Origin of the sequence: Halalkalibaculum sp. DA3122 (assembly GCF_043951865.1) — a bacterium.
In the GTDB taxonomy this organism is placed as follows: domain Bacteria; phylum Bacteroidota; class Rhodothermia; order Balneolales; family Balneolaceae; genus JAMQKA01.
Map to the genome: position 1 here is coordinate 37,032 of NZ_JBINJF010000011.1, position 14,230 is coordinate 51,261.

General features: G+C 46.6%; 11 protein-coding genes. 2 read left to right on the forward strand and 9 right to left on the reverse strand.

Annotated features, from left to right (window positions below):
• Window positions 1-154: 154 nt before the first annotated feature.
• From ACG2F4_RS09330 to ACG2F4_RS09345, 4 genes are all read right to left on the reverse strand, one after another.
• Window positions 155-1,849, reverse strand: a complete 1,695-nt coding sequence (locus tag ACG2F4_RS09330; RefSeq protein WP_395260093.1) for a RagB/SusD family nutrient uptake outer membrane protein — start codon at window positions 1,847-1,849, stop codon at window positions 155-157.
• Between the two features lie 33 nt (window positions 1,850-1,882).
• Window positions 1,883-5,227 (reverse strand): SusC/RagA family TonB-linked outer membrane protein, encoded by a 3,345-nt coding sequence (locus tag ACG2F4_RS09335; RefSeq protein ID WP_395260095.1) that lies wholly within the window; start codon window positions 5,225-5,227, stop codon window positions 1,883-1,885.
• 40 nt (window positions 5,228-5,267) lie between these two features.
• Window positions 5,268-6,350: a FecR family protein gene (locus ACG2F4_RS09340; protein WP_395260097.1), complete on the reverse strand. Its 1,083-nt coding sequence runs from the start codon at window positions 6,348-6,350 to the stop codon at window positions 5,268-5,270.
• 424 nt (window positions 6,351-6,774) lie between these two features.
• The gene (locus ACG2F4_RS09345; RefSeq protein ID WP_395260099.1) at window positions 6,775-7,380 is read right to left on the reverse strand and encodes an RNA polymerase sigma factor; all 606 of its coding nucleotides are present in this window, start codon (window positions 7,378-7,380) and stop codon (window positions 6,775-6,777) included.
• Between the two features lie 618 nt (window positions 7,381-7,998).
• Between ACG2F4_RS09345 and ACG2F4_RS09350 the strand changes: the two genes are divergently transcribed.
• On the forward strand, window positions 7,999-8,166 hold the full coding sequence (locus ACG2F4_RS09350; RefSeq protein ID WP_395260100.1) for a hypothetical protein: 168 nt from the start codon (window positions 7,999-8,001) through the stop codon (window positions 8,164-8,166).
• A 310-nt stretch (window positions 8,167-8,476) separates the two neighbouring features.
• Here ACG2F4_RS09350 and metK read toward each other — a convergent pair whose 3' ends face one another.
• The 5 genes from metK to ACG2F4_RS09375 form a co-directional block, all read right to left on the reverse strand.
• A complete protein-coding gene (gene metK / locus ACG2F4_RS09355) occupies window positions 8,477-9,625 on the reverse strand; it encodes a methionine adenosyltransferase (protein WP_395260102.1) in 1,149 nt (382 codons plus the stop codon).
• A 164-nt stretch (window positions 9,626-9,789) separates the two neighbouring features.
• Window positions 9,790-10,806 (reverse strand): Holliday junction branch migration DNA helicase RuvB, encoded by a 1,017-nt coding sequence (ruvB, locus tag ACG2F4_RS09360; RefSeq protein WP_395260104.1) that lies wholly within the window; start codon window positions 10,804-10,806, stop codon window positions 9,790-9,792.
• Between the two features lie 224 nt (window positions 10,807-11,030).
• Entirely contained in the window at window positions 11,031-11,222 is a 192-nt protein-coding gene (locus ACG2F4_RS09365) for a hypothetical protein (protein WP_395260106.1), read from the reverse strand.
• 364 nt (window positions 11,223-11,586) lie between these two features.
• Window positions 11,587-12,387 (reverse strand): tol-pal system YbgF family protein, encoded by an 801-nt coding sequence (locus ACG2F4_RS09370; protein WP_395260108.1) that lies wholly within the window; start codon window positions 12,385-12,387, stop codon window positions 11,587-11,589.
• 320 nt (window positions 12,388-12,707) lie between these two features.
• Window positions 12,708-13,253, reverse strand: coding sequence for an RNA polymerase sigma factor (locus tag ACG2F4_RS09375; protein ID WP_395260110.1), 546 nt, complete (start codon window positions 13,251-13,253; stop codon window positions 12,708-12,710).
• Window positions 13,254-13,433: 180 nt separating this feature from the next.
• Between ACG2F4_RS09375 and ACG2F4_RS09380 the strand changes: the two genes are divergently transcribed.
• Window positions 13,434-14,201, forward strand: a complete 768-nt coding sequence (locus tag ACG2F4_RS09380) for a segregation and condensation protein A (RefSeq protein WP_395260112.1) — start codon at window positions 13,434-13,436, stop codon at window positions 14,199-14,201.
• Window positions 14,202-14,230: the final 29 nt, after the last annotated feature.

A 14,230-nucleotide genomic window follows, 5' to 3' on the forward strand; every position in this document is an offset into this window, starting at 1 on the left:
ACTGATGGTTATCCCCTATTCAGATATCATTGATTTTTTTCCGGCGAATGATAAAAAGATACCGGTAGACAGCTTATCTCAGGATCGCTGATGTATCTACCGGTATCAATTATTAATTCATCACTGCCCGGTTTACGGGCAAGTATTCTTAATTTTAGTATCCGGGATTCTGTTGTATTTGGTCATTCACATTAATTTCAGCCTGTGGGATCGCCCAAAGCCAATCACGCTCAGGATCGAACGTCCTCGGTTCTACATTTCTGTATAAATCTATATTAGCGCTATAATCCGGATGATATCCCACATCTTCTTGAATATCAGGTGGACTTGGAATAGTGGAGTAAGTCCCCCTTGGCCGGCCAATTAATGCTCCGTCCATTACTTCATCCGCAATACCCCACCTACGGATGTCGAACAAACGGAAACCCTCATTAGCTAACTCTACCTTTCGTTCATACCTTACTTCACGTCTTAGTTCAGCCTGACTCGTCGTTGTGATTTCAGGATACTGACCGGTTTGTGAAGGATCAACCCCATAAGCCCGGGCCCGTACCTGATTCAAGGCATCCAATACCGATTGATCGATATTGTTACTTTCTATTCTCGCTTCAGCATAGGTGAGCAATACTTCAGCATATCTTATAAATATCCAGTTGATGGTTGATTCGAAACTTTTTTGAGGAAAATCATCCGGCGAGAGATATTTTCTCCATACCAGTCCCGTATATGACGCAAATGGATTTGTCACATCCTGGTTGGTAACCCGTTCAACTTTTTGCCCATCCTCAATCCTCCAGGTTTCCGTACTGTCGGGGTGAGTTTCAAAAACATATCCTTTAAAAGTACTCTGGGGACGGACGATTGAGGCATCCAATCGCGGATCCCTGTTCTCAAATGGTTGAGCGGGATCATAAACATTGGATTCATCTATAGGTTCTCCATCGGTGGCCTGATAAGAATCAACGAGTGCCTGGGATGGGACATTGGTACTCCATGCACCTACCATTCTGGTTCCTGCGCGAATTGGATACTGAGAGGTTTGAACCCCGGTCTTGTATGGTGCATCGAAAATAACACCAGAACTACGAATACCCTCATATTGAAATTGAGCTTCATAATCAGGATAAAGAGAATACACACCTGATGAAATCACACTTTGTGCTGCCTGCGCTGCCGTCGGATAATCCCCGTTATATAATGCAACTCTTGCTTTCAATGCTAATGCAGCACCTTGTGTTGCCCGTCCCACTTGGTCACCCGACCAACTTGTTGGTAGGTTCTGGGCCGCAAAATCCAAGTCTGACATTATTTGATTAACCACTTCAGCTTTCGGAGTACGACCAATTTGAGCCTCATCAATTGTAGGAACTTCCGTAAGTAATGGGACATCACCATACAATTCTACTAAAAAATGATAGAAGAAAGCCCTGAGAAATCTGGCTTCGGCTTGTATCCTGGAAAAGGTATTAGGTGAAACCACATCCTGAGCCCGATTCATATTTTGGAGTAAATTGTTAGCTTTAGCAATACCACTGTAAAAATGGTCCCACGTAGACTCAAATATTCCTGTATCTGAGTTATGTGCACCAGTTGCAACATCTTTTAAAGGACCGTCTCTTAGGAAGCCAATATCTGTTGCATTGTCTATTTCCTGCAAAGCTGGTATGCCTCTTGACTCCCACCACAGGCTTGTATATACACCATTGATGGCTAACTCAAGTTCACTTTCATTAGAAAAAAAGTTAGTATTTGCTGGTGCATCAAGTGGTGTTTTATTTAATTCATCTTGACAAGCTACCACTATTAATGCGAGCAAACTCAGTGTCCACAAAGAAATGTATTTATTCAAAATCTTCATCTTATTACCTCAATTAATTTCTATTTAAAAATTGATGTCTATACCTGCACTAAGGAGTCGATTCACAGCGAAATAACCTCCAAATGTCCCATTAGGAACATTGGGATCTACTCCTTGAGGCATATCATCGAATAGTGTCAGTAAATTTTGGCCTAAGAAGAATATTCTAGCATTACTAATCGAAAGCTGACTCGTTAAAGTATTAGGGAGGGTATACCCTACTTGTAAATTCCTTAACCTCAAGTATGAAGCATCATAAACCCAGAAGTCAGTAGCCTGAAAATTGCTATGGCTTGTCGCCTGAGTTAGTCGTGGATATGAAGCGTCCGGATTATCAGGGGTCCAATAGTCCTCCGCTTGCCACTCTCTCACTTTACCAGCATTCCACAATGCCCATACCGCATTTCCCTGAAGCAGAACATCTCTGCTACCCACTCCTTGAATGAAAGCAGAAAAATCAAAGTTTTTGTAATTGGCAGACAGGCTTATTCCATAGTTCATAGATGGAAAAGGGTCACCTATTACAACTCGATCAGCGGCGTTAATTAATCCATCACCATTCTGATCAACATATTTAATATCACCAGGTGCTATTTGTCCTGATTGCGTTGCATGATTATCTATCTCCTCTTGAGATTGAAAAAGCCCATCCGATTCATAACCATATATTGCGTTTATAGGATCCCCTACCTGGATTATTGAACTACCGGATATGAAGGGACCTGCTCCTTTTAAGTCTGTCACTTCATTATTAACATCTGACAAATTAAATGAAACACTATATGAAAAATCAGTGCCTATATTATCAGAATAACCTGCCTGCATTTCCCAACCTGTATTTTTCACCTCTCCTGCATTCTGGAAAGGAGCATTCAATCCAATTATTAAGGGAATAGGTAATTCTAACAGGATGTCAGTCGTTGTACGCTCAAAAACATCCAGGGAAAAATTAACCTGATCATCCAATAGAGCCAGATCCAGCCCAACATTTTTGGTTTCTGTCTCCTCCCATGAGATATTAGAGTTTGCAAGATCTAACTGCGCACCACCCGATACGGTATTGCCTCCCAGTACAAAGCTTTGGCCAAGGTCAATGATCGAAGCAAACGGATAGGTACCAATCTGTTGATTACCAAGATTCCCCCATGACCCTCTTAACTTGAGAGAATTTATAATATCAAGGGATTCCATGAATGGTTCCTCAGAAATAACCCACCCGGCTGAAAAAGATGGGAAAATGCCCCAACGATTATCTTCAGTAAACCTTGAAGATCCGTCATATCGCAGATTGGCTTCTAACAGATATTTTGAATTAAAGTCATAATTTACTCTGCTAAAAAGCGATTGCAAAGCCCAGGATTCAGCACTACCTGAGTTTTGCTGATTGGCTTCAGAACCAACATTCAGTTGTTCAAAATTTTGTAGTGCAAAATTATCTCGATAAGCATTAAAGAAATCATTCCTGAATTCTATAAACTCATACCCACCGAGAGCATTTAAGTTGTGATTGCCGAAGCTCTGTTGGTACTCAGCTGTAAAGTTCGCATTATGCGTGAAATCCCTAACATATTGCTGAAACAGTGAATTTTGAGTAGGATTTTTTAACTGTACATTTCCTTCAGGATCGACAACTTCATACTGTTTAGTCATTTCCCTAAAGAAGGTAGACCGGTATTTGGGTGCATACATGAGCTCGAATTGCAACTCTTCTAAAGGTTGAAAAGTAGCATTAATCCTGCCATCGACCTTATACATTTCGTCAGTTGCTAACCCACCATCGTGAATAAATGCAAGTGGATTTTGACCATTCCAACCAGGTCCCCACCCACCGTTAGAATACTTAGCTGCATAAACTGGAGGAATTCTGTAAGCTCCCTGAATTACATTATCACTACTAAAGTTTGCAGCGGTTTCTGTTTCATCCGCCCGTTGAACATTGAGATCTACATCAAAGTCAAACTTTTCAGATACATTGACATCTGTATTCAAGCGTATATTGTAACGTTTATAATTAAAGTTGGGGACATTAGCATTTTCATCATCGAAAGAGATGGAACCCAAATACCTAATCGCCTCTGTTCCACCAGATATGTCAATATGGTGTTTTTGCTGAAATCCTGGCTCACTAAATACCAAGTCAACCCAGTCAGTGTTTGGATATTCATCAGGATTGGTTTCATGATTGGCTTCCCACTCTTCAATATAAGACTCAGACCAAATTGGCTGCTTACCCAAGTTGGTAGCACCCAAATTCTCAAGTCTCATAAACTCACCACCCTCAACAAACTCAGGCTGCTCAGTAGGTTGCTGCCACCCGACAAATCCACGATAATTCACTTGAAATTCATCTTGTTGGCCTCTTTTAGTGGTAACCAATATCACGCCATTTGCCGCTCGTGAACCATAAACCGCAGCGGAAGCGGCATCTTTTAATACTGAGATACTTTCAATATCTGATGAAGGCACATCATCAAGATCTCCGGGAACTCCGTCAATTAAAACGAGAGGATTAGAGTTACCAAGAGTTCCGGTTCCCCGGATTCTTATAGTTCCCTGATTATTACCCGGTTGCCCTGAATTTTGAATAACCTGAACCCCGGAAACTTTACCCATCAATGCTGCTGAAGCCTGAACTGATGGCTGACTTGCAATATCATCTCCAGAAATTTGATTAACGGAACCTGTCACATTTTGTCGCTGCTGGGTTCCGTAACCAACCACAATCAATTCTTCACCAGAAACTGCCTGTACCTGCATTGCTATGTCAATCTCCGTCCGCCCATCAATCGGCACCTCTTGCCGCTGATAACCGATAAAGGAAAACACCAGCGTATCCTGCAGAGATGGGACCGAGAGCTCGTAGCGACCTTCTGAATCTGTTGAAGTACCCGTGGTAGTTCCCTTCACCAGCACGTTTACGCCGGGCATTGTTTCACCCGTGGAAGCATCCGTCACCTGGCCGGTCACTTGTTCCAGCACCGGGGCCCGCCTGAATGAGGGCTGCCCGTTCAACAAAACATATGTCTGGGCATCGATTCGCTGAAAGGAAAGATCCAGGCCCTGCAGTATCATAGAGAGACTACGACCCGCCTGAGTGCTCTCTTCCAGGTTAATTTTATCGGAGGGTACCATCTTGTTTTCCACTACCTGGTTGCGGTACAGAAAAGTGACATCAAACTGCTGCTCCAGTGCCGTTAACAGATCCTGCAGCGCAACCATCTCCTTGCCCTGCAGGTTCTTCATCACATCCGTACTACTCAGGAGTACTTTATTCTCTGCTCCGCCCTGGGCTATACCTTGATGTGGCCATGTCCCCTGAACCAGCATCGAGACCATAAACAGTATAATCGTCAACCGTAGCTTATTCATATCTATCCTTTTTGCTTTGTTTGTAAGGGTTAATTTCCAATCAATTTTGGGTCACATCTCCTATTAAGAGCTTATTTCCCCGTTGTACAATCTCTGTCTTCAAAATCTTTTCCAGTGCTTCCCGCAAGACTTCAATGTTGTCGCTTTTAATAGAACCGGACAGCTTTTCTTTGCTGAATTTACTGCTCAGTACCACCTCCACCCCAAATGTATCTTCAATTCGCCTGGCCACCTCTTCCATAGGCGTCTTTTCAAAAATCAGCTTGTCCTCTTTCCAGGAGGTATAGACGCGGGTGTTGACCTGCTTGACTGCGATTTTGTTATCGTAGGCTTTAAACTGGACCATCTCACCGGGCTCCAGCAGGTACTCATTGGGTTTGCCGGTATCTTCATCCCTGACCCGAACACTGACTTCGCCTTCTTCCAGCACCGTCTGGGTCCGCCCCCTGAACGTGTTGACCGCGAAACGGGTCCCCAGCACCTGAACAGACCCATTGTCGGTGTGAACGGTAAACGTGCGCTGCTGTTCATCTTCCAGGTGGGTGATATCAAAATACGCCTCCCCCTTCAACCAGACTTCCGTATTGAGCCCTTCTTCAATCCGGGAGGAAAAACGTAGCTCCGAGTTGGCATTCAACACAATCCGGGACCCGTCACTGAGTCGGAATGTCAGCTTTTCGCCATAATCGGTCTCATATTCTTTAACCGGCGTCGTTTGGGTCTTTTCAGCAGTGGACTCAATGGACTGCTGGTAGGAGGGATACGCCTGGTATGCAAACACACCTCCCAATAGTACGACAAGAAATACGATACCGGCCGCAACCGGGGCAATACGTCTCCTGTGGTACAGTCCGGGAGCAGCGCCGGCTTGCGATGAGGACGCGCGTTCAGCCTGGTCAATTTTTTGATTCAGCTTCTGCAGCTCTAGATGGGGGTCGGGCAGCTCATGCTCCCGCTCAAGTGCCTGCATCATCACTCTCGCGTCCGCAACCAGCTGGCGGCGGCCGGGCTGCTCCTGCAGCCAGACATCCCAGCGCTCCTTCTGCCCGGGAGACGCTTCTCCCTTAAGCCAGAGCACAAAGGATTCATCTGACAGTAATTGTTCCAATTTGCTGTTATCCATCTTTTACGATCTTTGTTATCATATTTCCACTTGGTAAGAAACCATCGTGACCATTTTGTCCCGGGTATTATTTTCTGGTTTGTTCTGCATGTTAACCCGGATTATTCACGAAATAGTAAAACATGAAATTAAGCCTGTGATGTTGGTTGATATATCGAAAATTACCTGTAGCTCAAATTTGGGTGCCGTTGCAACGAACTGCGAAATTGGCCCGTGCACTTCGTTATCCCGACAATGGCTCTTCAACGCACCTCAGTACGCCTGCTGGTGCCATTGCCGGGACGCCTCGTGCACAACCAAATTTCTTGGTGAATAATCCGGGTTAAAGAACCAGGAAGGCGGTCAACCTGCCTGGCCTTGCTTAGGGAATGGGATTTCCACGTTACAAAACTGTAGAACCCGGGCTAAGAGGTGCCGGCACATTTTACTCGGTCAAATAATAGATCTCTTCCCGTATCCGTCGCGTCGCCTCGTAGATAAGGTTGCGCACCCTTTTGTCGGAGATCCCCATGATTTTGGCAATCTCCCCGTTGCTCATCCCCTCATCCACTCGCAGCAACAGCGCCTCTTTCTGGCGGGGTGAAAGGACCTCTACCGACTTTCTGTACAGCTCCATCCGCCGCTTTCGCTGCTCCTCCCGGACTATTTCCTCTTCGATGGTAACAAAAGCCTCATCTTCCTGTTCAAGATAACGAGCATTGCGCTCTCCGCGGGACGTTTCACGCTCATGTAACCTCAGCAAAATCCGGCGAAGCGACACAAACAGGTAACCGCGAACCGACCGGGGACGGGAGAGCAGGGTTCGCTTCTGCCAGAGACGGAAAAATAGCTTTTGGATGCTGTCCTTGACCACCTCGGAACCTGAAGAGAAGTTCATGCCGTACCGAAAGAGCTGCTCGTAATACCGTAAAAATAGTTCTGAAAATGCACCCCTGTTACCCGACTGAAAAGCGGTCCAGAGTTCTTCTGCCGACCGGCCGTGCCAATCATCACTTGTACCTGGCTTTCTGAACATCTCGTGCAATCCCACAACTTCCCCTTTTTTGTGGCTCTGTTATCCCAACATGAATGAAGCGAAAATCCCCGCCAAGCTCATGTCCTTCTCACTATCTGTTTAATAAGAAACAGCCAGAAGACCAATGTCCCGGATTTTTTTACTACTCCTTAAATAGAACTCAACCCGCACTGCTGATCGAGCTATGATATCCCTCTTCTTGTTTTCACATCGCAGGAAAAGGCTGGAATCAATTTTAAGCAGATAACGGTGGCCTGATTGACCTTTTTACCACTTCCCAAATGCATTTTCATATACTTTTATCGCATTCATCTGAATCCCTCCTTTATCCCATGCAGATATGCATTTGGCAGGTACCTTCCAAATGTGTTTACCCGTTGACAGCGTGTTCAACCCCATCAAATATTGGGGGCGTCCTCCGCTCCGACAAAGCGGATCAGGGAGATTGAATATTCACCTAAAGAAATATAAATCAACTTTTTACCGGTAATCGTGCCATCTAACTCTATATATTGATCTCTCTCCTGAATAGCAATAAAGCAGGAAAAGTATAACAGCGCATCGCTACTGAATTAATTCTTCATGCGATTGGATGAAAGTTTGTAAAGGGATGAAGTGGCCGTGATGGGAATTATGAATGAAGAATTAGGAATCAGGAATTTCGAAGGTCGCATAAACGGGTTAAAACACCATGTCCGACCGGAAGAATTTTTGTCTGACGAGGAGTTAGGACAAAAAATAGACCGGCTTTTCCTGGCCTTAAATGGGGCGTGGAGGCCCTGCCGGTACTACCTTGTCTGATGGTCAGCTCGGCTCGAAACCTGCGAGGTTTGTACTCCGGAAGGGACGCACCCTATCAAGGCCATTGCCTTTCCGGGAAGGGAAACCTCGCAGGTTTGGGATCAAGACCTTGTTCGGAACAGGCATTGTTCTCTACCCCCACGCCTGCTGAGGTTGAAGCGTTTGCCCCATTCACCGCCTTGAGTTTTTGGTTCCTTTTGTATCAAGACGAGGAACACCTCTGTTGGGGAAACAGCTTTTTTGGACTTGATATATCACTCGTGCGATAGCCGAACAAGAAATGCCTGAGGCCAGCTTGTACTTTTTAATATTACAGCGCATTCTGAATTTTATTGGTGTAATCCAGTTTCTCCCAGGGAAACTCCTCGCGTCCGAAATGTCCGTATGCCGCCGTTTTTTGATAGATCGGGCGCTGCAGATCAAAACGATCGATAATGCCGGCCGGCGTGCAGTCAAACGTCTTAAGAATCGCCTCTGCCAGCGCGGCATCCGTGACCTTGCCGGTTCCATTCGTGCTTACATTCACCGACACCGGTTCCGAAATCCCGATAGCATATGCCAGCTGCACCAGGCATTCATCGGCCAGCCCGGCCGCCACCACATTTTTTGCGATATGACGCGAAGCATACGCCGCGCTGCGATCCACCTTCGTGGCATCCTTCCCGGAAAACGCGCCTCCACCATGAGCCCCGCGTCCGCCGTAGGTGTCTACAATAATCTTGCGTCCTGTCAGGCCCGTGTCGCCATGCGGGCCGCCGATGACAAATTTACCGGTGGGATTTACATGGAAAATGGTTTCCGAATCCATCAGGTTTTCAGGAATAACTTCCGGGATGAGGTGCTTTTTCAGGTCCTGCTTTATCTGCTGCTGGTCCACCTCTTCATCATGCTGGGTGGAGATCAGTATGGTATCCACCCGCCGGGGATTACCTTCCTCATCGTATTCCACGGTCACCTGGCTCTTGCTGTCGGGCGCCAGGTAGGGCATAAGAGCCGTATTCTTGCGAATATGCGCCAGCTTCCGCAACAGATCGTGCGAATACTGCAGCGTCATCGGCATCAGGGTGTCCGTCTCCCGGCACGCGTAGCCAAACATCATGCCCTGGTCACCGGCCCCCAGCTCCTTGTCCTCTCCGGCGTCGACCCCCTGCGCAATGTCGGGACTCTGCTGGTGGATGCTGGAAAGGATGCCGCAGGAATCGGCATCGAACCGGTAAGAGGCCTTGGTATAGCCGATATCACGAATCACTTCCCGGACAATATCCTGCACTTCTACATAAGCCTCGGTATTCACTTCGCCGGAAAGAATTGCCAGGCCGGTCGTTACCATCGTTTCAACGGCTACCCTGGAGTTCGGATCTTCAGCAAGCATCGCATCCAGAACAGCATCTGAAATCTGGTCTGCTACCTTGTCGGGATGTCCCTCTGATACAGATTCGGAAGTAAAAAGGTTTTTCATAATGTCAGCTAATCAATATTTAAACAATATGTGGCCTGGTACTTTGAAAATTGAGCAGTGAAGCTACGAAAAAAAGATCATAGTGTACACTTTCGATCTGCTTTTAACCACCCGGTATTGTGCCGTACGCTGGAACTGTGTGCAGATATTAAACTACCGCGATATCAGCCAAACAGACCCGGCTCGGCTTCTTCATCGGGATCGATCCCCAGGTATTTAAACGCCTTTCGGGTGGCGATGCGCCCCTTGGGCGTGCGCTGCAGGAATCCCTCCTTGATCAGGTAGGGTTCATAGACCTCCTCGATCGTGCCCTTGTCTTCGCCCACGGCCACCCCCAGTGTGCCGAGCCCCACCGGTCCGCCGGAGTAGTTTTCGATGATCGCCTTCAGGATGCGGATATCCATCTCATCAAAGCCGTTTTGATCTACATCCAGGGCATTGAGGGCTTTGTCAGCGATCTCATCGGTAATGGTATCCAGATCCTCCACCATGGCAAAGTCGCGCGTGCGGCGCAACAGCTTGTTAACAATGCGCGGGGTCCCCCGGCTGCGGCGGGCAATTTCAAACGCTCCCTTGTCGGTAATGCCGAAGTCCAGAATTTTAGCCGTGCGCGCCGCAATATGCTGCAACAGCTCCACATCGTAATAATCCAGCCGCATGTCGATGCCGAAACGGGCGCGCAACGGGGCTGTAAGCAACCCTTTTCGGGTTGTGGCTCCCACCAGGGTAAACCGGTTCAGGTCGATTTGAACGCTGCGGGCATTGGGACCTGAATCGATCACGATATCAAGCTTGTAATCCTCCATCGCCGAGTAGAGATACTCCTCCACCACGGGATTCAGCCGGTGGATTTCGTCGATAAAAATTACATCGCCCTGCTCCAGGTTGGTCAACATGCCGGCCAGGTCCCCGGCCTTTTCCAGCACCGGACCCGTCGTCGGTTTGATCTGCACCCCCATCTCGTTCGCAATAATGTGGGCCAGCGTGGTTTTGCCCAGTCCGGGAGGCCCAGAAAGGATGACGTGGTCGAGTGCTTCTCCCCGTTTCTGGGCAGCTTCAATAAAGACAGAGAGGTTCCGAATCACTTTGCGCTGACCTATAAATTCCCCGATTGAGCCGGGGCGAACGTTCTGTTCAAAGAGTTCCTCTTTTTTTTCAGCGTCTAGCAGTGGATTTTGCACGGAGTTGTAGGTAATGAATAATGATGAGTTTGAGTTCTCTTAAATTAATTCATTATTCATAAATCTCTAAAATTGTTACAAATAACAGAACCACTTTACATTTTCTGAACAAGTTGCCGAAAAGTTCTTGTATTTACCAGCTCCTCCAGCATTTATTTACCGGATTATTCATCAATAACTTAGTAGGATAAGCAGGCTGTTTTGAATGCAAGATTTTATGGACATTAGCCCGGATTTACCTCACCAAGAAATTTATTTTTCAGCAAGGCGAAGGGCAAATGGCCGCGCAGACGTACATTGGCACGTTGAGCAGGTGATTTGCCCTTCAACGCAGCTGAAAGACAAATTTCGCAGGCTTTTACACTCTGTGTGTGATAATCTGGCAGTGAAAAATAGTATAAGTTATGGTCACCCATGAAGTTACATGATTTTATCCGAAATACTCGTGAGAAATCCGGGGTAGCTGCATTTTCCTGCATAGGTGTTTTTACAGGAAATTTTTGATAGCCAGGTTCCTGTTAGAAGTGGTAATCTCGGAATGGGATGTTCATTTTGTGAGTGACCCATAACGAACAAGGAAAGCTGATTGGGAAGTCCCATCAAAAAAAGCTGTTTCCCTCAATACAATGTTCCTTTTGGCTTGATCCAAAAGGAACCCAAAAAGGCCGGGAACAGCCGGTCTATTTTTTTGTCCTATCTCCTCGTCAGACAAAAATTCTTCCGGTCGGACATGGTGCTTTAACCCGTTTATGCGACCTTCGAAATTCACAATTACTAATTCTACTGCTCAAGCTCCTGGAAGTCGATATTGCCCAGCTCGTAATCCAGTTTTCTCAGTAGGCGATATGCCGGCTTGCGATAGGTTCCGTCCAGCAGGTACGTTTTTTGAATCGCTGCCCGAGCTTTATCCAGCTGGTCCAGATTGATATATGCATTCCCCAGGTACCAGTACGCCTTTTCTTTCAACAGATCGGCATCTTCTGCAATCGAAACAGCTTGCTGGAACGCATCGGAAGCGGTACGAAAATCGCCCTCATTATAGCGGATAATGCCAATATTCAGGTGGGCCCGGGCCGCCACCGGCGTATCCTCATATTGTAGAATCACCCGCTCATACATCTGTACGGCCCGCCCTATATCCCCGGATAAAGCGGCTTCAAAACCGACATTCATAAGTGAATCCGCGCCGGTAAGTTCCGCGTTCTGGGAGCGCATGACCATCGGCGCCGCCAGGTTGCTCGTCATATTAATGGTACCGACCGTCTGCTCCGATAGAGGAGTAGAACTGTCAATTTTGAGAAAATTGATTGCAATCACCAATATCGCTACAGAAGCAGCAGCTGCAATCCATTTCCATGACTGGCGCAGTTCTGATACCTTCGATTCCGGTCCTTCTCCCGTGCGATTCTTCCGTTCCTCAAGAATCGATTTTACCGCGATTTCGGTTTCCAGGTACTCCAGGTATTCCTGGTTTTTCAAAAGTTCAACCCAAAATTCACGGATCTCCTGTTCAGATAGCTGATCTTTTAAATAGGCATCAATCTGCTTTATAATTTCGATATCTCTTGATTGATGATTCATCACGCTGGTTGTTCTGTTTTACAAATTACTTGTTAGAGGGCTTGGCAAAACCATTGTTTTTGCCAATATCGTCATTTTTTCGGATGCGAAATCCTCATTTATCAGATATAAACTGCGGTTTCGAATCCGCTCAGGCGTTGATCTTGACCAAAACTCCTGGTTTTTCACAGCCCTCTTGTTGCAAGCTCTCTTGGCATCCGAAACGGTACCTTCATTGTCAGTATGTATTCCAAAAACTTGAATTGACCAACACCTCGGGTTTTCAAAAGGACTCCTGTTATTATATAGACCGGTAAGACGACCAATCCTTACAAAAAAATTTATTGATTGATTTTCCGCTTGTAACATTGGTTCAGTTTTTTAATCACCCGGTGCTTCCGGGTCCATACATTATTGACGCTGATACCAAAATGGGAGGCTACCATATCGGCTTCAGAGTCGGGGTGTTCAAACCAGTACTCGATGAATGTGCGATACATCTCCTTCAGCTCCTCGATGCAGCGCTTCAAAATCTGCTTGCGCTCCCGGTCCAGTATGGATTTTACCTGGTTGGGCTTGTGAAACTCTGTCCTGGGAACGTGATCATAATTTACTTCCCTTATTTTCTCCTGCTCCTTCAGGTAATTATTCCTGCAGGTGCTCATAAGGTAGGTTAGTATACGGTCCGCATTGTTCAACCCGTCCTCCCTGAGTACCTTCAGGACGCGTTCCAGCGAGTGCTGCACACAATCTTCCGCATCTGCTGTTGAGGCCCCCATGTGGATCTCCAAAAAACGGACCAGGCGGGGTATGATCTCCTCAAGAATCTTATTTACTTTTACATCATCGCCATCCTGGAGAGCTTCTGCTAACTCTGAATAATCCATCCAACTTCCTGATTTTTAACTGTCATTTTTTTGCACCCCGAATGCTACTTCAACCCAAAGGTATTAAAAACAAATCAAAATTATGTATTGGTGCTGCATTCGTTATTAAAATTTCCTTTTTTAGCCAAAGAACTGTACCATCAGTGTTGGTTGCACCCTTTTCCATTTTAAGAATTTCTCATGTACCGAGTTCAGCTCAAAAATTTTGAAGGTCCTCTCGACCTGCTGCTCTTTTTTATCAAAAGGGACGAGCTCGACATCTATGATATTCCGATCTCCTATATTACGGAAGAGTTCCTGGAATATATTCAACTGATGGAAGAGCTGGACCTGGATGTTGCGAGTGAATTTATCCTGATGGCCAGCATGCTGATGTCGATCAAAGCGCGCATGATGCTTCCCAGGGAGGACTCCGGCGATGATGAGATGGATGAACACGATCCCCGTTATGAGCTGGTGCAGCGGCTGCTGGAATACAAGCGGTACAAGGAGGCGGCAGAAAAAATGTCGGCTATCGAGGAAGAGGCCCAAAAATTTCACTACCGGGGCTACCACGAGGTCGATGAAGTTGAGAAACAGGCGACCGGGGAGGCGCTCAAGGATGTCACTATATTTGACCTGATGGCCGCTTTTAACAAGGTGCTCACGCAGGCGGAGCATCAGCCGACGGCCCATCATGTGGAAAAGATCGGGCTTACCGTGGAGCAGCAGACCGAATACATCCTGGAGAAGCTCCATCGCGGCGGGCGGACCTCATTTAAGGCGATCTGCCTGGATTTGAGCAGTAAAACAAAGGTGGTAGTCACCTTTCTCGCGGTCCTCGAAATGTTGAAAGAGCAGCAGATCAGTCTCTATATCGATGACGATGATCCGACCGAGTTTTACCTGGACCTTCGCCCCGTTGACGAGATTATCGGAGACACGATGCGGGAATCGCCGGCAGAATAAAAACTCTGTCAGCCTGTTATATGCTACCT

What these genes read in the sequence shown, in the direction of transcription:
- ACG2F4_RS09335 (WP_395260095.1), bottom strand. Translation starts at nt 5,227, where the DNA reads ATGAATAAGCTACGGTTGACGATTATACTGTTTATGGTCTCGATGCTG.
- ACG2F4_RS09340 (WP_395260097.1), bottom strand. Translation starts at nt 6,350, where the DNA reads ATGGATAACAGCAAATTGGAACAATTACTGTCAGATGAATCCTTTGTG.
- ACG2F4_RS09350 (WP_395260100.1), top strand. Translation starts at nt 7,999, where the DNA reads ATGAATGAAGAATTAGGAATCAGGAATTTCGAAGGTCGCATAAACGGG.
- metK (WP_395260102.1), bottom strand. Translation starts at nt 9,625, where the DNA reads ATGAAAAACCTTTTTACTTCCGAATCTGTATCAGAGGGACATCCCGAC.
- ACG2F4_RS09365 (WP_395260106.1), bottom strand. Translation starts at nt 11,222, where the DNA reads ATGGGTGACCATAACTTATACTATTTTTCACTGCCAGATTATCACACA.
- ACG2F4_RS09370 (WP_395260108.1), bottom strand. Translation starts at nt 12,387, where the DNA reads ATGAATCATCAATCAAGAGATATCGAAATTATAAAGCAGATTGATGCC.
- ACG2F4_RS09375 (WP_395260110.1), bottom strand. Translation starts at nt 13,253, where the DNA reads ATGGATTATTCAGAGTTAGCAGAAGCTCTCCAGGATGGCGATGATGTA.
- ACG2F4_RS09380 (WP_395260112.1), top strand. Translation starts at nt 13,434, where the DNA reads ATGTACCGAGTTCAGCTCAAAAATTTTGAAGGTCCTCTCGACCTGCTG.